The following is a 22,694-nucleotide window of genomic DNA, read 5'->3' as shown; positions in this document are numbered from 1 at the left end:
CCTTATGCTGTTTTTTTACGATCCAAGAGAACCGCTATTAATATTACTGCACCCTTTACGACCTGTTGGAAGAAAGAGGATACGCCAATCAAATTCAGTCCATTGTTCAACACGCCGATAATCAACGCACCGACTAAGGTTCCGACAATCCATCCCCGGCCGCCAGTCAAGCTAGTTCCGCCTAGAACAACAGCGGCAATGGCGTCGAGTTCAAACATATTACCCGCAGTCGGCTGCGCTGAATTCAAACGTGATGTCAAAATCAACGAAGCGACCGCAGTCAAACCACCGGCCAATGAATACACGTAAATCTTAATTCGATCCACATTGATACCAGATAAACGGGATGCTTCCTCGTTACCACCCACTGCATACACGCGGCGTCCAAATGTTGTTTTCTTCAAAATGAAATACAGTACCGCGAAGGTAATCGACATCGTAATGACCGGAACCGGTATACCGAAAAAGTATCCCTTTCCAAGCAACGTAAAGATCGCAGAATCACCAAGTCCTGAAATGGGACGGCCTTCCGTATAAACAAGTGTCAGCCCCCGAAAAATCGTCATCGTCGCAAGCGTTGCGATAAATGGAGCGACTTTCCCTTTAGCAATAATCAATCCGTTGATTGCACCAAGTACAACCCCGAGTAATACGCCGAGCAGCATCGCGAGCAGCGGATCCATACCGCTGGACATCATACCCGCTGTCACCGCGCCCGTTAACGCCAGAATAGAACCGACCGATAAATCAATACCGCCTGTCAAAATAACAAACGTCATCCCGAACGCAATTAACGCGTTAATGGATACTTGACGTAGCACATTGAATAAGTTATTCAACGTCAAAAAGCTTGGACTCATAATAGAAATGATAACGACAATTAAAAGCAATCCAATCACTGGACCTAATTTTTGCAACGACGACTTCATATTAGGCTTGGACAACTTTGTCACCTCCTGTTGCAAAATGCATAATACGTTCCTGGGTCATATCCTCTTTCGGCAAATTGGCCATCAAATGCCCTTCATGCATGACCAATACCCGATCTGCCATACCGATGACTTCCGGCAATTCAGACGAAATCATAACAATTGCCACTCCTCGTTCAGCTAATTCATTGATAATATTGTATATCTCTTTTTTCGCACCGACGTCGACCCCTCGCGTCGGTTCATCTAAAAACAAAATATCCGGTTCGATCCCCAACCATTTTGATATGACGACTTTTTGCTGATTTCCGCCACTCAATGATTTTACGGGCTGTTCAGGACCCGATGTGCGCACTCGAAGTCGTTTGGACATCAATTCATACAGCGCATTCTCTTTTCCCTTTCGGATAATCGCCGACTTCGAAATACGGTCAAAATTCGTCAGACTCATATTGTCCCGAACAGAGAAATCTAAAATCAAACCTTCTGATTTCCGGTCTTCCGTGACGTATCCAATCCCCAGCTTTTTCGCCTGTAATGGATTGGATATGGAAACCTGCTTTCCATCAATGAAAATATGACCTGCAGTCAGTTTCTTGTAACCGAAAATCGATTCAATGACTTCTGTTCTGCCAGCACCCATCAATCCTGCAATCCCTACAATTTCACCTTTACGCACTTCAAAGGAAACTCCTTCAAAAAAGCCATCACGCGCCAAGCCATCGACTTTCATTTTGACTTCGCCGATTTCGTGCTTACGCTTCGGAAACCGTTCTCCAAGTTCCCGTCCAACCATCATCTGCACAATCTCTTCAAATGTGGTTTCTTTAATTTTCTTCACACCGATATATTGACCGTCGCGCAAAATCGTAATCCTATCACACATTGCAAAAATCTCTTCCATCCGATGCGAAATATAAACGAAAGATACACCTTTCGCCTGCAATGAACGCACCGTAGCAAACAGCGTCTCGATTTCCCGGTCCGTTAAGGCAGCAGTCGGCTCATCCATAATAATCACTTCTGCCTTGGATGAAACAGCCTTCGCAATTTCAATAATCTGCTGCTTCCCGACAGAAAGCTCACGAGTGACGGTACGAACATCTACATCTAAACCTAATTTAGATAAAATCTCTTCTGCCTGCCGGTTCATTTCTTTCGTTTTCAGGATCCCACTCTTCCCGAACGTCTGCTCATTGCCCAAATAGAAATTCTCCGCCACAGTCAAATCCGGTAAAATGTTCAGCTCCTGATGAATGACCGCGATGCCGGCAGCCTCCGCTTCCTTCGCGTTCTTGAATTCCACTTTTTCACCTTTGACCCACACTTCACCAGAATCCCGAGAATAAATGCCTGTCAAAATCTTCATTAATGTAGACTTCCCTGCGCCATTCTCACCCATGAGCGCATGAATTTCGCCTGGTTTCACTTCAAATTGCACATCTTCCAACACTTTATTTCCATTAAAACTCTTTGAAATTCCATTCATCGCAATCATCTCTGCTCACCCACTTTCAGAATATGACGCCTGACTGCAAGATACAATTCGCGTAAGGTGTCGCTTCTCCTGTACGAATAATGGCCTTGGACTGTTTGGTCAATTCTTTTAACGCTTCATGGGAAACCTCTTCCATCCGTTTTCCCGAACGTTTCATTTCTTCATATATGTCAGGGTTCTTCACTTTTATTTCTTCAGCTATTATCATTTTCTCCACTTCAAAGTCTTTCAATACTTCGAATAAAATCTCCGTGAATCCCGGCTTGCCGAGTGTATAGGATAAGTCGATACAAGGTACGCCTTCCGGTACTGGCAGACCGCAGTCCGCAATGGTTAATTGGTCGGTATGTCCCATCCGGGCAAGCACCGCCGCAATTTCACGATTGATCATGCCGTTTTTCTTCATCGTGCCGAGCTTCCTTCCTTCAGACGTTCTATGACTTCTTGATCCGCTGGCATTCCACCCTGTGCGCCAAACTTTTCTACAGACAGGGAAGCTGCAGCATTTCCATAACGAACCGCCTGCTCCAGATCCATTCCGGTTGCAATGCCATGGGCAAACGCACCGTTAAACGTATCACCGGCTCCAGTCGTATCTACCGCTGTCGTCTTGAATCCATCCACAACTATATGGCGTTCGCCGTCAAAATAACGCGCCCCTTCACTGCCGAGCGTGACAATCAGGCGATTTGGATACTGCTCCAGCGCCTGCACCATATCGACACCGAAAATTTGTTCACATTCCGTTTCATTGGGCGTCAAATATGCACAGAACGGCATCATATCCATAGAGAACCCCCGGGCAGGTGCCGGATTCAATAAAACGGGCACATTAAACTCGCGGCACTTCTCCAACGCATATAGAACGGTGGGAATCGGAATTTCCAACTGAAACATGACCACTCTGCTTTTCTTGATGACGTCTTCCATCGCATCGATATGAGCAGGCGTCAGCAATGAGTTCGCACCCGGCACCACAATGATCCGGTTATCGCCTTCAGACAGCAATATATTCGCGATACCGGAAGCGCCATCCACCACGCCAACGCCAGTGCAATCGACCTGATTATTCTTCAGATTCTCCACGATACTCTTTCCAAACATATCATCCCCTACACAGCTGATCATATGTACACTGCTTCCAAGCCTGGCTGCTGCAACTGCCTGGTTTGCACCTTTCCCGCCCGGAACTGTATCAAAAATATCTCCCAGTACCGTCTCGCCCTGCGCAGGAAAATTATCCGTCCCTACAACCAGGTCCATATTGGCACTGCCAATCACCGTTATCATCATGCTCCACTCCTTGTCGTTTCTCGAATAACAAGCTCCGCTGGAATCTGGATTTCGTGTTCTTCGAGCTCCTGCCCCTCAATCAATTTAATGACCATCCTGGAAGCCAGCGCACCAATTCTGTATAAGTCCTGTGCAACCGTCGTCAAACTCGGTGTCAACTGACTGGAAAGCTTCGTTCCGTCATACCCCACAATCTGTAGCTGATCAGGAACCGTTATACCCAGCGAATAGGCTGCTTTCATCGCTCCCGCTGCAGATATATCACTGCTCGCGAAAATCCCGTCAATTGAACGCTGCCGGAGAACAGTCCGTGCCACCTCTTCTGAAGCTTCAAATTGAAAAGGACATTCCACAATCTCGATTTCTATATCTTTTCCTTCTACCGCATCCATAAATCCTGAGAACCGATCGTCTGCCGGACCTAAACCTGCTGGACCCTTCATACAAAGAAGGCGGCGGCAGCCATTTTGCAATAAATGCTCCGTGCCCATCCTGGCACCTTCCCGGTTATCCGTTGCTACAATCGGTATGGAAGGATGTATCCGTCGGTCAATCGCGACAATCGGTACATTTAAATTCGTATAATGCGACGCATCTGCCTGACTCGCGGCCACGATGAATCCCGAGACATACTTTTGCTGAAGCGTATTAAGATAATGAATTTCTTTCTCAATCTTTTCATCTGAATTACAAAGTACTATTGTATAGTCATATGCCAGCGCCACGTCTTCCACAGCACGCGCCAATTCGGGAAAGAACGGATTCACAATATCCGGTACAATCAATCCGATGAACATAGCCTGCTTAGTATTCAACGACCGGGCAACCAGACTTGGACGATAATCCAGCTCTTGTATAGCAGCTGATATCACCCGTTTTGCCTCTTCACTAATATATCCCTTATTATTTAAATAGCGTGAAACAGTCGCAACTGAAACTCCTGCCTTCTGAGCAACATCTCGTATATTCGCCAACTATTTCACCTTCAATTCTACACATGTGTAACCGGTACCACATCACTTTGTGGTACCGGTTACACACAGTTTAACAGATAAGATTTTTTGTTGTCAATAGGTGGGATCAAAAATGAACACTTCATTATGTTTATTTGAGCACATGGTCCTGAAGGTGCCTGTGTGCCACACAATTCGGACACTATTCTGTCAATAAACATCAAAATCTCCCTATTTTAAACCAGGGGCAAATCCACTGTCCTTCGCCAGCATTTTTGAAAACCTCTTCTCAATCAGTCTGCAGTTATAGAAAAATCCACTATTGACAAAGACGGACAGAAAGTACCGCACCACACATAGCAACGGTTAAAAAAGTGGGGATTATATTGCAAATTTGGATATTTAACGACATAATAGAAGTTAACAACAGAACGTGGGACACTTTTGCATTGTCATGAGCAGTATGACTTATTTAAAATCAAATGGAAAAACAGGTGTGAAGAATGCGATTATGGAACCACATAAATAATTTCACTTTGCAAACAAAGTTAGTATTATTAATCATGGGCCTTTTTCTCATAGTGGTTACGGTGTTAGGTACTTCATTCAACTCTATTTTAACCAAGTCAGTAGAGGCCCAGATTGGAAAAAGTGCATTGAATGTAGCGGAGGCAGTTGCTTCCATTCCTTCAATAAAGTCGGCGTTTAATGAACAGAATCCTGCTGAAATCATCCAGCCTCTGGCAGATGAGATTCGCCTGAAATCAGGTGCCGAATTTATCGTAGTTGGGAACAAAGAGAGCATACGCTATTCTCATCCGAATGAAGATAAGATAGGAAAGAAGATGGTAGGCGGGGACAATTACATTGCCCTGAACGAAGGAACCTCCTACATATCTAAATCTGAAGGAACGCTCGGACCCTCTATTCGAGGGAAAGTCCCAATCTTCGATAACAATGGAGAGATTGTGGGACTTGTCTCTGTAGGGATCTTAAACACTGCAGTGCACGAAACTGCTCAGCAATATGAAAACCAGATCATTTTGTTTGTCATCCTGTTACTCGGGGTTTCCATCATTGGTGCATTTCTAATTTCGAAAGAAGTAAAACGGGCGATATTCGGTCTTGAACCTAAACAAATAGGAAGACTCTTTCAGGAACGGAGTGCGATTCTGGAATCCGTACATGAGGGTATCATTGCAATCAATGATCAGGGGTATATCTCGACCATAAATGAAGCCGCTTACAAAATATTGAATATTAATACTAGTAGTTATATTGCACAGAGTCATATTCTGGATTTATTGCCCGAGACTAAATTATTGGATGTTTTACGGGACGGCAAAAATCATTACAACCAAGAAATTATTATTAATAATAATCCAATTATCGTCAGTCGGGTACCTATTCGAGCAAACGGAAAAATTACCGGAGTCGTTGCCAGTTTCCAGAAGAAAACGTATATCGAGCAATTGTCGAGAGAGCTATCACAAGTGCAGCAATATGCCGGCGTACTGCGCTCTCAAACTCATGAATACGCAAATAAACTATACACTATTTCAGGTCTGATTCAATTAGAATCCTACCAGGAAGCATTGAAAATCATTAACAAAGAAGCTAATAACTATCAGGATCTCATCCAATTTCTGCTTGAGGCTGTACCAGACAAGTTGATCAGTGCCATCCTGCTCGGTAAGTATAATCGTGCACATGAGCTACAAGTCGATTTCGTTATAGACAAGGACAGTAGCCTGAGGGATCTTCCCTCTCATATACAAAGAGAAAAGTTGGTAACAATTCTTGGTAACCTGTTAGATAATGCGTTTGAAGCGATTCTTGATTCCGGCTCTTCACAAAGGGAAGTTCATCTGTTCATGACCGATTTGGGTAATGATTTTATTTTTGAGATTGAAGATTCAGGAAATGGACTTTCTGAGGAAGATCAAGACTTGCTGTTTACTAGAGGTTTCAGTACAAAACAGGGGACGGACCGGGGGCATGGGTTATTCCTGGTAGATCAGGCCCTGCAATACTTGAATGGCTATATCACTATTTCAGAAAGTGAACTGGGAGGTCTCGCTTTCCTGGTGGTCATTCCAAAAGGAGGAGTTTAAATGGACACGATTCGAGTGCTGATTATAGAAGATGATTTTCGCGTAGCCAATATAAATAAAAAATATACTGAGAAAGTAGATGGCTTTGAAGTATGCGGGATAACTTCCACTGTGAAAGAAGCAATGCAAGAATTACCGAAGCTGCAACCGGACCTAGTTCTTCTGGACGTTTATTTCCCAGATGGTAATGGGCTGGACGTTCTTTGGCATTTGCGCAAGTATTTCAGAGAAGTAGATATCATTCTGATCACGGCAGCACAGGAGGTAGAGACCGTTCAAGAAGCCATCCGGGGAGGTGTCATCGATTATATCATTAAGCCCTTCTTATATGACCGTTTTGAGACAACATTGCGAAAGTACGCTGAATATAGACGGCAGCTTATTACAACGGATACTATCACGCAAGAAAGTGTTGACCTGCTGTTGCAAGGCGTACGCGAGAACAGTGAACAAGAACATATTATTCCCAAAGGCATCGACCCACTGACTCTTCAGAAAGTGCAAGAGAAAATATCTGCATTCAGCCTGGATGGAATAACTGCCGAAAACTTCGGAAAGCAAATCGGACTGAGCCGGACCACGACACGCCGCTACTTAGAATACATGGTGTCTTTAGGTGACATTTCAGCGGAGTTAGCATACGGCCAAGTTGGTAGACCGGAACGCCTCTATCGCAAGGTGTAGTCCATTTAGATGTTGAACAATGAAACAGAACAGGCGATGTATTTCCTGCCGCCTGTTCTGTTTTAGTTTGTCCCGCTAGCCTTCCAACCTCCTCGGCAACAACAGCAAACCCATTTCCACTTTCACCTGCACGTGAAGCTTCAATCGCTGCATTCAGCGCGAGCATATTAGTCTGTTCAGAAATATCTTTGATGTTATCTGTGACTATTTGAGCAAGAACTAAACCAAGTCTAAGCTTCATTGAAACGGAAAGCGGCATCTGTCTCCCCTCCACCATTCTAAATCAAGCAGCGTTGGCACCATTTTTACGTTTTGTAAGTTTCCCAAGAATGAGAGGAACAAACAAAGATGCTAATGCGACCAGCAACAGCGCCAGAGATACAGGACGCTCGACAAAAATGCTGAGATTGCCATTGGAAATAGTCAACGCCTGTCGAAACGACTGCTCCATCATCCCACCAAGGATGAAAGCCAATATAAAGGGAGCGGCCGGGAATGAAAGGATACGCATTAAATAACCGATTACTCCAAAAATAATCAAGACATATAAGTCAAATTGGCTGAAGTTGACGCCATAAACACCGACCAGACAGAAAATCAATATTAAAGATATAAGCATCCCTTTTGGAATATAAAGAATTCTGGCTAAATACGGAATTAACGGTAAGTTCAAAACAAGGAGCATGATATTCCCAATATACATACTCGCAATGACACCCCAGAAAACATCGGGATGATCCGTTAATAGCATAGGTCCCGGCTGGACACCGACTACAAGCAAAGCCCCCAGCATAATGGCTGTTGTTCCTGATCCTGGAATACCCAATGTTAGCAATGGAACGAATGATCCGCCTGCCGCCGCGTTATTCGCTGATTCAGGAGCTGCCACCCCGACGATATTTCCTTTACCAAAGGAATCGGGATTTTTCGAGAGTTTTTTCTCAGTGATGTAGGCAAGGAAGGAAGCAATAGTGGCTCCGGCACCTGGTAAAACTCCAATGAAAAAACCCATTACCGATTGTCTTCCAACTGGAGCTGCCATTTCCTTAACTTCTTCCTTTGTAATCTTCAAACTGCCAATATTGCTGCCTTTTTGGAACAAGCTTTCCTTACGGCTAATAATGAGCGTGGTGACTTCGGCAAGTGCAAAGAGACCAAGTGCAATGACCAAGAAGTCAATGCCGTCTAGTAGTTTAGTTGCTCCAAATGTAAACCGCTGTGTACCCGTCTGACTGTCAATTCCAATTGTGGCAACCATAATTCCGACAGTAGCGGAAATAAAGGCCTTTACAGTGGAACCCTCTGACAGGGAAGCAATTGCAGTCAAGCCCAGCAACATCAGTGCGAAATATTCAGAAGGGCCAAATGACAGAGCCACCTTGGATAACTGCGGGGCAACCAGCATAAGACCGATTGTTGCAAACGTACCTCCGATAAAGGAGGCCACTGCAGCTGTGGCCAATGCCTTTCCCGCCTTTCCCTGCCTGGCGAGCGGATAGCCATCAAACGTAGTGGCGACTGTTGATGCAATCCCCGGTGCATTCAGCAAAACGGATGAAGTGGATCCTCCGAATATAGCTCCATAATACACACCAGCCATTAAAATTAATGCCGAAGAAGCCGGCATGCCATAGCTTAATGGAATCATTACTGCAATCGCACTGATTGGACCTAATCCGGGCAACATGCCGATTACAGTACCAGCCAGCACTCCTATAAAGACAAACATGATATTCTGCCAAGTAAGAGCTACTTCAAAACCATATAGTATGCTGTCGATTGTACTCATCTGTTAACTTCCTCTCTTTTTAAAATGGCAAAATTCCCTGCGGAAGAAAAATTTTCAATAAGTAGTTAAATGAAAGATAGAGAACGAAAGTAAAAACGAAGGACACGATTATATTACGCATCCAGTTCATGTACCCGTACATTCTCATCGTTAGTGAAAGAAACACGATAGTGGTAATGACAAAGCCTAAAAATTCTAAACAAAAGACATATAAAATAAGAGCAGCCAGCGTCACAAGCAACAGGTTGAGATCTTCCTTTTTTATCTTTCGCCTTTCCTTTTGCTCTTCCGTCTCAGGTTTGTTTTGAATGAATAGAATAACCGCCAGCCCTAACAAAAGATATCCCAATCCTAAAGGCAGTACATCTGCATCCACTTTAGTAAAGGCTAACTTTGGTAAACGATAGCTCAAAATCAAATAGAATATTGCCAAAGCCATAATGATCAAAGATACTTTCCGATCCATTGTCCGTAACATAAATACACTCCTTTTTATACGCGAAGTTTTTCGTCATGGAGGTTGTATAAGCCTTCATTTAAAAAATGAAGGATGGAGAAAGACCATCCTTCATCTAATCGTTCTTGTCTTATCTGAGTCCCATTTCTTCCATCAAAGATTTTATAGATTCATAGTCTTTATCCAGAAACGATTTGAATTCTTCGCTGCCCATCCAGTTACCATCCCATCCGTAACGCTCAAGTTCAGCTTTCCAGGCTTCCGTTTCAGACATTTCCTTTAAAGCGTTTTCATAGAAGGCTGCTGCTTCTTTACTCATGTTTTTCGGTCCCATAATACCGCGCCAAATAACGAATGAATCATCGATATCTTGTTCTTTTAATGTTGGGAACTCTGAAACCACATCTCCTTCAATCCGCTCTTCAGCAGTCACGGCAAGAACTTTTACATTGCCTGCTCTGTATTGCTCCACTGCCTCACCAACATCTGTAGAGTACACTTCCACCTGACCGCCGAGCAGCATGGTCATGCCAGCTGAATCTTGAGAGGATACGTACTTGACTGACTTCGCATCAACACCTGCTGCATGGACCGCTTTGACGAACTGCATGTGATCCATACTGCCCGGAGAAGAAGTACCCACTACTGAAATGGAAGTCGGATCTTTTTTCATCGCTTCCACAAGATCATTCATTGTGTCAAATGGCGAATCCGCTTTCACAAGAAACGCACCGTAATCTGCAGTAAGTGCTGCAATCGGGGTAAAATCCTGATGACCGAGGTCCGACTGATTATTCAACGGAACGAACATAATCGGCGGCGATGTTGCAAATAACAGATGGTCGTCCGTATCTTTGCTGTCAATATAAGACCAGCCAATCGCTCCTCCGCCACCCGGCTTATTCACTACCGCAAAACGCTGTTCAACTATTTTCTCTTCTTCCAAAACTTTTGAAGAGGCACGAGCTGTTGTATCCCACCCACCGCCAGCACCAGATGGAGCAATGAACTCGATTGGCTTCGTCGGTTTCCAGTCGCCTGCCGCAGCATCACTTCCACCAACAGCAGGCTTTTCTGCTTCTTTCCCGTCGCCACTGGAACACGCTGTTAAAATCGCTCCCAAAGTCAACAGCATAATAATTAAAAATAAATTCTTTTTTTGCTTCATATTTAATTCCCCCCCTGTAATTGTGTTGGTACAATATTCAGTATAATCACAAATGAATCGTACACAATATTTAGGCGGTAAAGAATTTACTGTTCTTTGATTCTTTATTGTTCATAAAGTTTTTGTCGAAATACCCTGGTGGTGCCTGTGTGCCACACAATTCAGACACAATTCTGACAACCGAACTAAAAAAAGAAAGAAAGACTTCTGATTTGTATCGATCAGAAGTCTTTCTTTCCTTTCATTTCAATAGTTCGAGGGGTGCCTGCGCACCATCTAGTTCGCACGCTATTCCGACAACGGCGTGAAGTCTGTATCGTCATCAGCAGCGCTGCACGATGAAAAAATTCATCAAGGAAGCTGAGGGAAGGATTCGATTTTTATCAGACGAAAAGCCATGATTTTACGGTCATTTCCGGCCGTTTCGAAAGAGGATCCTTAATTTCCGGAACATCCGGGCTGTATTTCACCGTAACAGGCTTAGAAAGCGATGAAGACTGTCCTTCAGATACCTTTGCTACTAATTTCAATTCTTGATTTTCTGATAGGTCTTTGTTCGGATCGACTGTTATTGGAGAAGTGTATGACGGTACTAGCACAGTAGCGAATGCGACAGTTCGTTTAATTTCCGAGCAGTTGTTTTCAGTAAGAACGTATAGTGATTCCGAATTTGGTATCGTAAACTGATTTTGTTCTTTTGTCAGTATCACTTCTTCAATCAGTTGATACTGTTTTTCATTCTCTACATAACGGATATTCAACAATACCTTAGAAGTAGAAGGCAAACCTTCCGTATTAGTTTTCAGTTGAATGTTTCCATTTTCCATTACTTGATTAAAATTTATCCATCCGCGATTAGCTGTACGCATGTACACTTCAGCATTTGTAAGTGTTCTGCCCTCTGCTCCCGGGAAGACCGTAATACTGTAATCATTTTGAGTCTGCAAACTCGCCATAACGTTTGCAGGTGCGATTGTTGTAAACAGCAATACAATGGCACAAAGCACCTTATAAAATATTGAATTCCCTTTCCTTATTGGGCGGCAATACATTGAATTAGGCTTTCGTAAACTTATAAAATGAACTTTCAATCGATATAGTGAGTGAAAATGAATTTTATTCCATTTCGATTTATATCGCCATATTTTGTGAATGGATGTTACCTATTCTGGTTGTTCGAGGATCCTGTAGCTAATCTTTAAAGCTCGCTCAGCCAAATGATACAGGCTATAGACTTCTAGAACTTCTTCCTGATGCATAGCTAGCAGGATGGATGCGAAGGAATAAGCCCCAAAATCAATGAAGATTTTCATTTATCTCCCAAACACAAGCCCGTTCAACTGCTTCTCAAATTGGTTATGAGTTGAAAACCCTGAATATTACATGTTTGCTTCTAATTTCAAATAACACAGGATGGAGTAAGTTCAAGACATTGACATCTACTGTTTGAGCAATAGTAAGTGTCCGTTCGAAGGGTTTCTCTTAACGCTATGTAAGATGGTACAAAAACTCTTCACTTCATGCTATCATACATACCGGACACAATAAGGACAGGTGACAACTATGACTAATCAAAATAAAGGGATTTTACTCATCTTACTCTCTGCGTTCGGCTTCTCTATCATGACGCTGTTCGTTAAATTATCTGGCGACGTGCCAACGCTACAAAAAACGATATTCCGGAACGGCGTGTCGATGATTATATCCTTCTTTTTCGTACTCCATTTCAAAGAACGTTTCTTTGGCAAACGGGAAAACCAGCCGCTCCTGCTGCTGCGGTCGACACTCGGCATGATCGGAATTATTCTGCTGTTTTATGCAATCGATCATCTCGTCATGGCAGACGCAGATATGCTCAATAAAATGAGTCCATTTTTCACGATCATATTTGCAGCCATTTTTTTAAAGGAAACTGTGAAACCGTACCAGATATACAGCATCATCGCTGCGTTTCTCGGTACGCTGTTTATTATCAAGCCTTCATTTTCGCTCGATATCGTACCCTACGCAGCAGGAATAATGTCCGCTGTCTTTGCCGGCGCCGCCTATACTGCGCTTCGTGCACTGGGCGACCGGGAGCAGTTTTATACAGTCGTCTTCTACTTTTCAGGATTCACGACGGTTGTGCTTTTGCCGTTCGTCATCTACAACTATGAGCCGATGACAATGCAGCAGACAGTGTATTTACTGCTCGGCGGGGTATTTGCGACCATCGGCCAGTTCGGTATCACACTCGCGTACAAATTTGCGCCCGCCAAGGACATTTCAGTATTCAACTACTTCACGGTCGTCTTCACCGCTCTGCTCGGCCTCTCTTTCCTTGGCCAAGTGCCTGATCTTTACAGCATCTTGGGCTATTTCATTATTTTCGGTGCTTCTTTTTATATGTTTTTGAAGAATAAGAAGCCTGCTTTGACCTGACACTGGATGATTCTGATGAGTATAAGCACTGTTTCTAAAATTCTATTTCAAACAAGTCTCTACACAATTATTTAAAAAAATTCATTATCGACTTTGCAGTATGCAGGACGCAAACATATCAATTCTTTCTGGAAAACCAGTTTGAGAGAATGATTAAATTAAAGTAACGGTTGTGATAAAATGAACATAAAAAACGGAGTGATTTACATGAAATGTACGATTTGCGGCATCGATGCGGTGCACGTACAGTACGACGGACAGCCACTTTGCATGGATTGCTATAATGCCATAATGGCGGAGAAACTTGACGTAGACCTGCCCGAGCTGCCTAATACATTTTCCGTTGCTGATACAAATGATACTCAGCGTATTTTCGAAGTGGAACGTCTGCTCATGGGAACGGCAATTCTGCTGACAGCCCGCGAACGATGGGAGCACGGCTATGAATTTGCAGTGGACGGAGAGTTAGATGCCGATCAGCACATACTGTTCGATAAGTTGAAAGCAAAGACCAAGAGAGGCCTATTGAAGACTTATCTTAAAACAGGAAAGTATTCAAACGGCCAGCCGTACACTGCTGTCAAAGAGCATCACTTAAAAGGCGTGCTTTCCTATAATGAAACCGACAGCGAAGCACCGCTCGTCATTATAGACGGTAAACCATATAACTGGGAAGAAGTCGGCGGCCTCCTGATGGCATTTGAAGGCTTTCAGGTGAAAATCGAAATGAAGGAGTTGGCGGAGGAGTATGATGGATAAGATGGTATACATAATACTCGTTCGCCTTGCCAAACTGAAGATGAGAACGGCTTAGAAATGCGCAAACAGCTTCATCCATCGCAGCGGCCTTCTGTTATATCCAGTTAGTTAGACATATGATTCAATTAAGGAATGTTCTTCGCATCAGCGGCAGTTGCTAGTGAGGCGATGATTATTCTACATGAATAAAAAAGCAACTCTCCTCTACTGGACGGCATTTAACAGTGGAGTTTCTCCTATGCCAAAACTATCGTAAGACTGGCCGACTATACTTCATGCGATGTCAGCAGTATCGACTGGTTGTTTACTGCACCCGGACTTTTCTTACTATATGCATACCACTACGATACAGAGAATGCCCATGTTTAATTGTGTGTGTATCTGGTACCATTCACAATCAAAAAGCTCTGCATAACCTGCAGAGCTTTTCGTATTCTATAACTGCTCAAGATGGAACAGTCATCAACTCCATCCCCCTGCACAAATACTCATCCAAAGGTATTTTTTCCGTAATCATTTTCGCTTCCACCTCTTGTGTAACAAAAGATCTTGTGAAGATTCAGAAAGAGCAAGAATATCTCCTGGCAGACCGAAAAGCGCAGTTGAAGTATCGTTCTTATGAAAATATATTAATGGAGGACGCTTATTTGTATGAAAGGCATAATAATCAATCCATTATTGATAAAAAGATATTAGAGATCAGTAGGATGAATCCCATTGGCAATTATACGAACCGCCAATATGAGGAAGCACTGGATGATTTCAATAAAAAACTTTCCGTGCTGAATGGAAAAATAGCAGACTTGTCTGGCGGGAATGATTATTACGCACAGAGATTAAAAAACAGTATGAAGAAGAACGACGTATTCTCTTTAGCCAAAAGGATGAATTACAGACAAGTAGATCAGCACAAATACGTATTCAGTCATTAGAAAACCAACGAATTAATCTAAGCAATAGCAATCCACCCTTGTGAAATCTTTATACACAAACAATCTGCAGGACTCGTAATCCTCTCTAGGTAAATAAGGAAGAATGTACTATTCACTGTGAGAATTATTTATTTTAACCTTAAAAAGTCATCCTTTTTTCTTTTGCATATTCCTAGTAAGCAGGAGTATGATTTAAGAGAGTAATAGATCATAATACAGGAGGAACAGACATGCGTCTACAACATAAATTAGGTATTTTTACCGCTCTATTTACTACAAGTATGATCTTCAGTCAATCATCATTGGCCGCAGAAATACAGCCGGCTGATCAGCAGCCAGTCATTACTGCAGATCAGCAGAATGAGCAAGTATTGAATAAAGATCAGAAAAAAGAACAGCTCAAAAAAGAAGAAGCTTTAAAGAAAGAACAGGCTAAAAAAGAAAAAGCGATTCAGAAAGAATTCAAGTCAATCGATAAACAGCTACTAAAAATAGAACAGAAAATCAATAAATATAACCACAAGTTTGCTAAATTAGATGAAGATGAAGATGATGATGATGATTCATCAGATGATCAGGAAAAGAAACAGCAGCGCCAGTTAAATAGCGAAGCCGGGCAGACTACACCTAAAACAGCTATCGATGAAAAACCTGCTGCCAGTACAGAATTTAACAAGTCAGAAAATGAAGACGCTGAAAAGTCTGATGAAACCAATGGTTCTTCTGAGGAAGGCATGCTAAACGACGACGAAGCAGAAGATCAAGCTGAAGCGGAAGAAGATTTAGCTGAAGAATTAGAAGAAGCAGTAGAAGAATACAATGATTACGTCGGTAAGTTTGGCGAGTTAGAAAAACGTCTTGCCGCTGTCGAATTACAACTTAACCGTCTGGCAGAAGCCGGAGCAGACGCAGCTATGATTAAAGAGCGTGCCGGCCGGATCGCAGAACTGAAAATGAAACTCGCTGCATCCCTTGAAGACTTAGGGCGCATCCAGACTTCCATCATGGACAAGATTAAAAACGATCATGAAGCTGAAATCAAAGAAGAACGCGAAGAAAAACTCACAACAAAAGAATGGGTCATCAAGTTCAATCAAAAGCTGGACGAGAAGACATTGTCTGAGCTATCTATCGTTGTATACGATGCAAATAATAACTTAATTGAAACTGCAATGGCATATGATGCTAATAAGCAAGCTATCATCGTAACACCATTGCAGGCCTATAAAACAAACAGCTTGTATACTCTGTATATCGGAAATGATATTTCCAGCCAGGATGGAAAAAAGTTAAAGAACTCTGTTAAAATGAGCTTCTGGATTAAGTAAAAATAACTCAAGAATCAAAACAAGCCCCTGCTGTCAATCAACAGCAGGGGCTTTTATGGTCATTTCCCTTATTTTACAGAAACCAACTCAGTATAAGCTGTTCCTTTACTGTCCGTACTCTTAATAATAACAATGCCCTTCGCCAAATATTCTCTAGCTCCGTTCGGGTATCGAAAAATGATGACATTGCGGAACGTGCCACCTTTTACTTTGATCGTTTTCGTCGTACTCTCAACCAGCACTCTGTAGTTGGCTTCGTAATCATAGACCGTGAAGTAGCTTCCTTGTTTCAAAGTCAGCTGCGCTTCTACGAAAAGATGGATAAAATCACGGAATTGTACAAGTCTCGCTGGGATGTTGAATTATTCATCATGAAACAACATTTAAATAACAAAAAGTGCTACGCCCAACGTCAGAAAGGTGTGTATAGTCAAGTATACATCGTGATGATCGTCGAATTCCTGAATGTCTTGGCTCAACAGCCTCCCAATTTTACGCGAACCTACATACAGATTAGTCGACAATAAAGCATCCTTATGGAAGTCTACAACATATCTGGCTTCGCAAAATCGAAGGAAAAAGCGTACCGTAATATTACTCTGTTAGTGTCTGTGACAGTAGTCAAAAGATAAGATAAAAAAAATGAAATCTTCCTGTCTTTTTTTACTTGTTGGCAGAAAAAAAGCAGACGAAACATTCCGAACTTATATATGCGACGCTAGTGATGCCATGTGTAAACTAGTTAAGATATAAGAAAAAATACACCAAATGCAAGAATATTACAATTAAAACCCATTTTTTTCATATTCTATCTAGAAACTATGGATTACTCTATTTTATTATTGTGAAATCCATCTTTATATTCTCTCTTAAAATCACCCCGTTGGCATTATATAAATCCCTAATCCATAATGTGATCGCTAATCAGCGACCAGTGTAGCAGAAACATGCCAGTAAGTTTGTCCAGTAGCTGAAATGGAACCGTTCCGTTCAGAAAGCGCTTGCCGTACCGTTCCGTCTGTAGAAGTCTCGCCTGACGTACTCTTTCTTTAATAGAATCAGAAGTTTCCGAGGACATGTCTTCCTGCAGACCGCTGCTTTTCAAAGACAACACAAAATCAAGGCGATCAAGGATTGGCCCCGACACTTTAAACTTCCATACGATCCCATAGTTATGATTTGTTCGTCCATTCTTTCACGCACCAATTGAACTAATCATCATACTTGTAGCTGATTATATTTACTTATTGAATGGCAGCAATTTAAAAGAAATCCCCTAACCAACTAGCTGTCGGTTAGGGGATTCTCTACCAAACACAATAGCAACTCATTTAAAAAGCTTACTTATTTTCTGTGTATCGCCTTAGCTTATCAAGGCTGCAATTGTACTACATATCATTACTCAATGACATTCAGTCCGTTCGATTACCTGTTATTCAACCTTATACATTTTTGTTTCTAAAGTTTTTTTATTGCTATCATACGCCTTAATGGTTACGGAAGCACCTGGCTTTACATTGTTAAAGCCACGAGAAAATTCATTCCAGCCTGTCAATGGCAATTCGACCCCGTTCACTTTGACAGTGTGAACATCTGACCTTGTCACAATTCTAAAATTAGTAATATCCTGATTCAAAACTGTTTCCGATGTATGCCAAATGGATTGAATAGCAGCTTTGTTATCCAAAACATCAAAGAGCTTCGTAGTCTTAGAATGGATAATTCCGCCTGTCGCAGACTTCATCGTGCCTGCTACCTCCAGCTTATACGATTTACCCGGTTCATACGGTGTTAGAGGAGTAATTTCCACTACAGATCCCCCGTTTAATAGTTTTAGGCTGGTTGAAATTTTTTTACTTCCATCTAAAATATAAATATTGTTCGCTGTTACGGAATTCGGGTCCACCGGCTGACTGAACTTGACCTTCCATGATTTTGTCAGATTTTCTATCGGTTCAGAAGGAAAAGTCTGTGCGAATGCAGTAGGGACAAGCGCAATAAGTAAAGTCAATGCCAGCATCCAAGTTAATGCGAATTTTTGATGCAATTTCACTATAAGTCACCATCCTTAATTCGATATCCCGATTTTCAAATCATCCAATGTATAATACTTCAAGATATTAGTGAGTAAGGATTTATCCGTTAATATCGTATAAAGTGAGTATGAACCATCAAGCGGATTTTTCGGGATTTCAGTTTCTACCTTTTTACCTTTTGCAATTTTTTTATACACCTTTTCAGGCTTCGTTTCACCATAAACCTTCGCTACTATTTCCAACGTACTGTTTTCATATACTTCATCATATACAAAAGTGAATACATTCGAACCATCGGCATTTTTCACCAATTCACCGTTTCCTGGTGATAAAGTAGCTTGGATGCTTTGCACTTTATTGCTTGTTTCAATCTCAATTGTAGAAATCTTTTTCTTATTGATTTCAGTAGTATTCATTGTAATGGAGTGAATGTGTTTCTCAGGAACTTTCACACGAATCGCGTCAAGGCCGTGCGTGTTAATCATATTAGTCAAATTGCTTAATTCATTCGAAAACGAAGTCAACGTACTATCATACATCTCTGGTACTTTCACCGTGAGCATGCTCGCCGGTATATCATACTTATAATCCACTAAAACACTTTTCGGTATCGTAACATTCACTTTTTGGTCACGAACAATTGCATAGTTTGGTGTAGCAGGTATTAAAATCGTTAGCGTACTTCCCGAAATACTGAAAGTCCCTTTATCTACAATCGAAGATACAGCAAGTGACCATTCTTTTGTTTGGTCTGTAACAGAAAAGCCTTTTAATAAAGCAGACTTTTTCGCTTTAGTTGTCGTAATAGCCGGATCCCATTTAGGTGAGTTCAGTGTTAACCGGATACTACTTCCACCTTTTTGAATATTCTTTTCGGTTAAAGTTCCACTTATTGTTGCACTGACTATCGCACCGAGTGATAGCTCACCAGCTTTTTTCTCACCTATGCCAGGTGCATCTTTAATGATCGAGTTAGGCACTTTAACATCATACTGATTTGTAGCGGTTGGACTATAGTTAGGCAAAGCAGGCAATTTAATAGTCATTTTATTTTTACTGATCGTAGCGTCTGGAATAACGCCAATTGAAGACCATACGTTGCCGGTTCCAAAGATCTGATTAAATGTTGGTTTTGCATCCGGCTTAAATTCCGCATTTTTCAGCGTAATGACAATGGTTTTTCCACCTTTTTGCACTTCTTGAGCATCAATGCCCTTACTGGCTGTTCCTGAAAAGTCCGCTTTTACAGCTGCCACTGTGAATGCAGATGGAACAGGAATAGAATTAATTGATGCAGTAAGCAAACTTGCCGGAATATCTATTTTAAACGCAGTGTCTTCTGCAAGCCCAAAACTAGTTTGTGCCGGCAATTTCAAATTGATTACTGTGTCACTTTTGCGCTCAACGGTCGCACCTGAAAGATTAATAGTTTTTCCGTTTCCGGTGATAGTAATTGCGGCAGGATTAAGATTCTTTGCCCACGCATCATTTTTCAATGTTAACGTGACTACTTTACCACCTGTTACAATATCAAATTCATTAGTATTGTCTTTTATCGTACCGGACACTGTCGGTATATCTGTATTGACACTTTCTATTAGGATAGCATCAAGTGGATTGACGACAAGAGCTCCTGCACCACTTGGAACAACTTCTAATTGTGAAGTACTAGGAGTAAACTGAATCTTATTCAAAACTTTCTCCGATATGCTAGGTAAAGTGATTACTACTGTTTTATCATTTGTGCGTTTTACACTACCTCGCGCTTTTACAGCATTACCCACTTCTGCGTTTGGCCAAGTGAATGCATCTAGTAAACTTTCTCTTGCCGTAGTATTTGTAGCAATGTTACCTTTCCACTCCGCTTTCACCAATGTTAAGATGATGGTTTTGCCGCCCTTCGAGAAATCAATTGGCGTCATGGATGTTGCGGTTCCAGAAATCAACATTTTAGGTTGTGCTGCAACTGTAAACTTCGCATCCGCTAGGTTTACATCACTCTCTAGAATTTGATGTGGTACTTTCAATGTAATCACTTGATCTTTTGTCAGTGAGTAAGAACTTTCTATCGCCGGATAGGTAATTGTTAACGTACTTTTGTTATCTACTGGGCTAACCCCCCAATTACCTGATTCATTAATTGTTGTAATTAAAGCTTTCTTTACTTTCTCCCACTCTTCAGGCTGATCCTTCGTCGAAAGGGAGTCGATTAATACTAACTTCTTTTGAGGTGTCCCAATATCCCACTTCGCGTTATTCAACGTTAACTTAAGCGTGTTTTGATCCGCTTTTAACTGATCTTCTCTGAAAGTGGTATCTATAGGGTCGACAACTAGTGAAGGTGTTCCAACGTTACTTATACCAAACTTTATATCGGTACCATCAATATTATGATCAGTTAATTCTTCACCGCCTACCATATCTACATAACCGTTAATATTCACTTTATCAATAATATAGAATGTAGTGTCTGGATTTAAACTACTTTTATTTAATTGAAAAAAAGCCTTCCCAACATGACTAATATCAGAATAAGCTGGTAGTTTAAGTTTTAAAGTTCGCATATCGTCCGAATAAGAAACGACTTTGTTCGGGTCAGTGTTCTTTAATTTATCGGCGACATCCCACTGTCCACTTCCATCTGTAAAACTTTTTAAAAATTCATTAAAATAGGTAATTTGAGATATTTTCGCTTCATCCCAAGTTGCATTTAACAAAGAAATTTCAATCATTTTTCCGCCTTTTTGCAGATCTTCTAAAGTAGTACCATTCGTAATGCTCCCCCCCAGTGAAATGCGAGGTGTTGCATGAATGATAAATTCTGCAGATTGTACTGTTCCAGGCCAATTCTCAATCAGGCTAGGAGAGAGATTGATAGTGATTTTTTGGTTGCCTGATATTTTATATTCTGTAGTTGGATTATTCGGTAGAACCAACGTTAAGGTTTCTCGAGTGCTATCCTCTATGTCACCGTCCTTCTCTTTAATATAGATGTCTTTTTTATACTTATTCCAAACGGAAGTTTCTATATCAGCACTCATGCCATCCAATATAAGCTGTTTCTTTGATAATACGTCACTCGCCCATTTTTCATCTGTCAGTTTTAATTCAACTTCTATACCTGTTGAAGCATCTTTAATCTTTTGCTCTGTAATAATTTTAGGATCTGGTCCTAGTCCTACCTTGGTCGTAATATTGACTTGTGTCTCTCCGCCGCCAATCGCCATTGCCAAACCTGGCATAGTCGTTGAGAAAATGATAATTGCCGCTAAAAGTGGATAAAGGATTGTTTTCCACCATTGCTTTTGACTGCCCGCTGATTTCATCTGTTTCTCTCCTTTTCTGTACAAAATAAGTAGACTTTTTCATGAGAAACTTTCTATAATTCCAAATATCACAATATAACCCATTTCAGTCCCCCTAGTTATATCGGCAGCGTGATGCATTTATTTAGCTAAATTACCCATATAGAAAAATAAGTTATTCCTACATACATCCCGTCTTTAGTATATGCTAATATAGGAGTAGAAAAGTAGAAAGGGTGTTTTACGAGTATGAAAAGCAAGTTATTAAAATCTATCACCGCTATTCTGTTTATTGGCGTTATGTCCACTTCTTCAATAGGAAGCGCACAGAGTAAAAATGTCCAATTTACAGATGTTCCTCAAAGTAAACCTTACTATGATGCGGTAAACAGTTTAGCTTCCCGTGGTTACATCAGTGGATTTCCAGATGGTACGTTTAAACCGGGTGCAAATGTAACACGTGGCCAAGCAACAAAAATTATAGCAAATGTCTTAAAACTTGATGTGAAAAACGTGAAAAATCCAGGATTTAAAGACATTTCTACGGCACATCAGTATTACGGCTATATTGCCGCTTTAGTTGAAGCGGGTGTAATTTCCGGTTTTGAAGATCAGACATTTAAACCAGGAGAACAGATGACAAGAGCTCATATGTCTAAAATGATTATTAAAGGGTTCGGTTTTAAGGAAGCGAGTCAAAACGTATCTTCACCATTTACCGACGTTACCAAAAAACATTGGTTTGCTCCTTATGTGGAGTCTTTACGTATAAACAATATTACAACAGGTACAACACCAACAACATTTTCACCAAGCCAGTTCGTGACACGCAGCCAATTAGCTGCATTTGTAACTAGAAGTGAAAGTGCTATTTCATCACCTTCAGTACCAACTGATCCGGATTTCGTTGTAGATTCGATTGAGTAGTTTGATTCTCAAATAATATAATCAAACCGCCTTGGTTCTTGGACCAAGGCGGTTTTTGTGTTTTTATTTAATTTAACTCATTTTTCTAGTAACTGCTCACC

At 41.5% G+C, this 22,694-nt stretch carries 20 protein-coding genes and 2 pseudogenes; 8 read left to right on the top strand and 14 right to left on the bottom strand.

What is annotated here, in order from left to right; genetic code table 11:
• Nucleotides 1-2 precede the first annotated feature (2 nt).
• Genes rbsC through Q1J64_RS03630 form a run of 5 tightly spaced genes read right to left on the bottom strand, consistent with a single transcriptional unit; the run spans nucleotide 3 to nucleotide 4,694 of the window.
• Nucleotides 3-929: a ribose ABC transporter permease gene (rbsC, locus tag Q1J64_RS03650; protein ID WP_301107763.1), complete on the bottom strand. Its 927-nt coding sequence runs from the start codon at nucleotides 927-929 to the stop codon at nucleotides 3-5.
• Nucleotide 930: 1 nt separating this feature from the next.
• On the bottom strand, nucleotides 931-2,427 hold the full coding sequence (locus Q1J64_RS03645; protein ID WP_301107732.1) for a sugar ABC transporter ATP-binding protein: 1,497 nt from the start codon (nucleotides 2,425-2,427) through the stop codon (nucleotides 931-933).
• A 16-nt stretch (nucleotides 2,428-2,443) separates the two neighbouring features.
• Nucleotides 2,444-2,833 (bottom strand): D-ribose pyranase, encoded by a 390-nt coding sequence (rbsD, locus tag Q1J64_RS03640; RefSeq protein WP_301107731.1) that lies wholly within the window; start codon nucleotides 2,831-2,833, stop codon nucleotides 2,444-2,446.
• Nucleotides 2,830-3,717: a ribokinase gene (rbsK, locus tag Q1J64_RS03635; RefSeq protein WP_301107730.1), complete on the bottom strand. Its 888-nt coding sequence runs from the start codon at nucleotides 3,715-3,717 to the stop codon at nucleotides 2,830-2,832. The genes rbsD and rbsK overlap by 4 nt, the downstream gene beginning before the upstream one ends.
• On the bottom strand, nucleotides 3,717-4,694 hold the full coding sequence (locus tag Q1J64_RS03630; RefSeq protein ID WP_301107729.1) for a LacI family DNA-binding transcriptional regulator: 978 nt from the start codon (nucleotides 4,692-4,694) through the stop codon (nucleotides 3,717-3,719). The genes rbsK and Q1J64_RS03630 overlap by 1 nt, the downstream gene beginning before the upstream one ends.
• 482 nt (nucleotides 4,695-5,176) lie before the next feature.
• Between Q1J64_RS03630 and Q1J64_RS03625 the strand changes: the two genes are divergently transcribed.
• Nucleotides 5,177-6,787 (top strand): ATP-binding protein, encoded by a 1,611-nt coding sequence (locus Q1J64_RS03625; protein ID WP_301107728.1) that lies wholly within the window; start codon nucleotides 5,177-5,179, stop codon nucleotides 6,785-6,787.
• Nucleotides 6,788-7,471: a response regulator gene (locus Q1J64_RS03620; RefSeq protein WP_301107727.1), complete on the top strand. Its 684-nt coding sequence runs from the start codon at nucleotides 6,788-6,790 to the stop codon at nucleotides 7,469-7,471.
• Nucleotides 7,472-7,511: 40 nt separating this feature from the next.
• Here Q1J64_RS03620 and Q1J64_RS03615 read toward each other — a convergent pair.
• The 5 genes and pseudogenes from Q1J64_RS03615 to Q1J64_RS03595 all read right to left on the bottom strand — a co-directional run.
• Nucleotides 7,512-7,712, bottom strand: a pseudogene (locus Q1J64_RS03615) (methyl-accepting chemotaxis protein); the annotation flags it as partial.
• 42 nt (nucleotides 7,713-7,754) lie between these two features.
• Entirely contained in the window at nucleotides 7,755-9,260 is a 1,506-nt protein-coding gene (locus tag Q1J64_RS03610) for a tripartite tricarboxylate transporter permease (RefSeq protein ID WP_301107726.1), read from the bottom strand.
• A gap of 19 nt (nucleotides 9,261-9,279) precedes the next feature.
• Nucleotides 9,280-9,738: a tripartite tricarboxylate transporter TctB family protein gene (locus Q1J64_RS03605; protein ID WP_301107725.1), complete on the bottom strand. Its 459-nt coding sequence runs from the start codon at nucleotides 9,736-9,738 to the stop codon at nucleotides 9,280-9,282.
• A gap of 109 nt (nucleotides 9,739-9,847) precedes the next feature.
• The gene (locus Q1J64_RS03600) at nucleotides 9,848-10,885 is read right to left on the bottom strand and encodes a tripartite tricarboxylate transporter substrate binding protein (RefSeq protein WP_301107724.1); all 1,038 of its coding nucleotides are present in this window, start codon (nucleotides 10,883-10,885) and stop codon (nucleotides 9,848-9,850) included.
• Nucleotides 10,886-11,268: 383 nt separating this feature from the next.
• Nucleotides 11,269-11,874, bottom strand: coding sequence for a hypothetical protein (locus Q1J64_RS03595; RefSeq protein ID WP_301107723.1), 606 nt, complete (start codon nucleotides 11,872-11,874; stop codon nucleotides 11,269-11,271).
• Between the two features lie 574 nt (nucleotides 11,875-12,448).
• Here Q1J64_RS03595 and Q1J64_RS03590 point away from each other — a divergent pair.
• From Q1J64_RS03590 to Q1J64_RS03575, 4 genes are all read left to right on the top strand, one after another.
• Nucleotides 12,449-13,306 carry a DMT family transporter gene (locus Q1J64_RS03590; protein ID WP_301107722.1) on the top strand — a complete coding sequence of 286 codons (858 nt, stop codon included), beginning with the start codon at nucleotides 12,449-12,451 and terminating at the stop codon, nucleotides 13,304-13,306.
• 207 nt (nucleotides 13,307-13,513) lie between these two features.
• Nucleotides 13,514-14,065 (top strand): DUF7713 domain-containing protein, encoded by a 552-nt coding sequence (locus Q1J64_RS03585; protein WP_301107721.1) that lies wholly within the window; start codon nucleotides 13,514-13,516, stop codon nucleotides 14,063-14,065.
• Between the two features lie 647 nt (nucleotides 14,066-14,712).
• The gene (locus Q1J64_RS03580) at nucleotides 14,713-14,997 is read left to right on the top strand and encodes a hypothetical protein (protein WP_301107720.1); all 285 of its coding nucleotides are present in this window, start codon (nucleotides 14,713-14,715) and stop codon (nucleotides 14,995-14,997) included.
• 230 nt (nucleotides 14,998-15,227) lie between these two features.
• The gene (locus Q1J64_RS03575; RefSeq protein WP_301107719.1) at nucleotides 15,228-16,325 is read left to right on the top strand and encodes an Ig-like domain-containing protein; all 1,098 of its coding nucleotides are present in this window, start codon (nucleotides 15,228-15,230) and stop codon (nucleotides 16,323-16,325) included.
• A 68-nt stretch (nucleotides 16,326-16,393) separates the two neighbouring features.
• Here the strand turns inward: Q1J64_RS03575 and Q1J64_RS03570 are convergent, their stop codons facing one another.
• Nucleotides 16,394-16,618: a hypothetical protein gene (locus Q1J64_RS03570; RefSeq protein WP_301107718.1), complete on the bottom strand. Its 225-nt coding sequence runs from the start codon at nucleotides 16,616-16,618 to the stop codon at nucleotides 16,394-16,396.
• 27 nt (nucleotides 16,619-16,645) lie between these two features.
• Here Q1J64_RS03570 and Q1J64_RS03565 point away from each other — a divergent pair.
• Nucleotides 16,646-16,917, top strand: a pseudogene (locus tag Q1J64_RS03565) (IS4 family transposase); the annotation flags it as partial.
• A 309-nt stretch (nucleotides 16,918-17,226) separates the two neighbouring features.
• Here Q1J64_RS03565 and Q1J64_RS03560 read toward each other — a convergent pair.
• The 3 genes from Q1J64_RS03560 to Q1J64_RS03550 form a co-directional block, all read right to left on the bottom strand.
• On the bottom strand, nucleotides 17,227-17,472 hold the full coding sequence (locus Q1J64_RS03560; protein WP_301107717.1) for a hypothetical protein: 246 nt from the start codon (nucleotides 17,470-17,472) through the stop codon (nucleotides 17,227-17,229).
• A gap of 285 nt (nucleotides 17,473-17,757) precedes the next feature.
• Nucleotides 17,758-18,378 carry an Ig-like domain-containing domain gene (locus Q1J64_RS03555; protein ID WP_301107716.1) on the bottom strand — a complete coding sequence of 207 codons (621 nt, stop codon included), beginning with the start codon at nucleotides 18,376-18,378 and terminating at the stop codon, nucleotides 17,758-17,760.
• 15 nt (nucleotides 18,379-18,393) lie between these two features.
• The gene (locus Q1J64_RS03550; RefSeq protein ID WP_301107715.1) at nucleotides 18,394-21,687 is read right to left on the bottom strand and encodes a hypothetical protein; all 3,294 of its coding nucleotides are present in this window, start codon (nucleotides 21,685-21,687) and stop codon (nucleotides 18,394-18,396) included.
• A 228-nt stretch (nucleotides 21,688-21,915) separates the two neighbouring features.
• Here Q1J64_RS03550 and Q1J64_RS03545 point away from each other — a divergent pair, with 228 nt between their 5' ends.
• Nucleotides 21,916-22,593 (top strand): S-layer homology domain-containing protein, encoded by a 678-nt coding sequence (locus Q1J64_RS03545; RefSeq protein ID WP_301107714.1) that lies wholly within the window; start codon nucleotides 21,916-21,918, stop codon nucleotides 22,591-22,593.
• The last annotated feature ends 101 nt before the right edge of the window (nucleotides 22,594-22,694 follow it).

Origin of the sequence: Sporosarcina sp. (genome assembly GCF_029257255.1) — a bacterium.
In the GTDB taxonomy this organism is placed as follows: Bacteria; Bacillota; Bacilli; order Bacillales_A; family Planococcaceae; genus Sporosarcina.
Note: the sequence above shows the minus strand (reverse complement) of the source record. Positions and strands in the feature narration are given on the sequence as shown.

Excerpts from the sequence above, each read along its gene's own strand:
- rbsC (WP_301107763.1), bottom strand. The coding sequence starts at position 929 with ATGAAGTCGTCGTTGCAAAAATTAGGTCCAGTGATTGGATTGCTTTTA.
- Q1J64_RS03645 (WP_301107732.1), bottom strand. The coding sequence starts at position 2,427 with ATGATTGCGATGAATGGAATTTCAAAGAGTTTTAATGGAAATAAAGTG.
- rbsD (WP_301107731.1), bottom strand. The coding sequence starts at position 2,833 with ATGAAGAAAAACGGCATGATCAATCGTGAAATTGCGGCGGTGCTTGCC.
- rbsK (WP_301107730.1), bottom strand. The coding sequence starts at position 3,717 with ATGATAACGGTGATTGGCAGTGCCAATATGGACCTGGTTGTAGGGACG.
- Q1J64_RS03625 (WP_301107728.1), top strand. The coding sequence starts at position 5,177 with ATGCGATTATGGAACCACATAAATAATTTCACTTTGCAAACAAAGTTA.
- Q1J64_RS03620 (WP_301107727.1), top strand. The coding sequence starts at position 6,788 with ATGGACACGATTCGAGTGCTGATTATAGAAGATGATTTTCGCGTAGCC.
- Q1J64_RS03610 (WP_301107726.1), bottom strand. The coding sequence starts at position 9,260 with ATGAGTACAATCGACAGCATACTATATGGTTTTGAAGTAGCTCTTACT.
- Q1J64_RS03605 (WP_301107725.1), bottom strand. The coding sequence starts at position 9,738 with ATGTTACGGACAATGGATCGGAAAGTATCTTTGATCATTATGGCTTTG.
- Q1J64_RS03600 (WP_301107724.1), bottom strand. The coding sequence starts at position 10,885 with ATGAAGCAAAAAAAGAATTTATTTTTAATTATTATGCTGTTGACTTTG.
- Q1J64_RS03590 (WP_301107722.1), top strand. The coding sequence starts at position 12,449 with ATGACTAATCAAAATAAAGGGATTTTACTCATCTTACTCTCTGCGTTC.
- Q1J64_RS03585 (WP_301107721.1), top strand. The coding sequence starts at position 13,514 with ATGAAATGTACGATTTGCGGCATCGATGCGGTGCACGTACAGTACGAC.
- Q1J64_RS03575 (WP_301107719.1), top strand. The coding sequence starts at position 15,228 with ATGCGTCTACAACATAAATTAGGTATTTTTACCGCTCTATTTACTACA.
- Q1J64_RS03550 (WP_301107715.1), bottom strand. The coding sequence starts at position 21,687 with ATGAAATCAGCGGGCAGTCAAAAGCAATGGTGGAAAACAATCCTTTAT.
- Q1J64_RS03545 (WP_301107714.1), top strand. The coding sequence starts at position 21,916 with ATGAAAAGCAAGTTATTAAAATCTATCACCGCTATTCTGTTTATTGGC.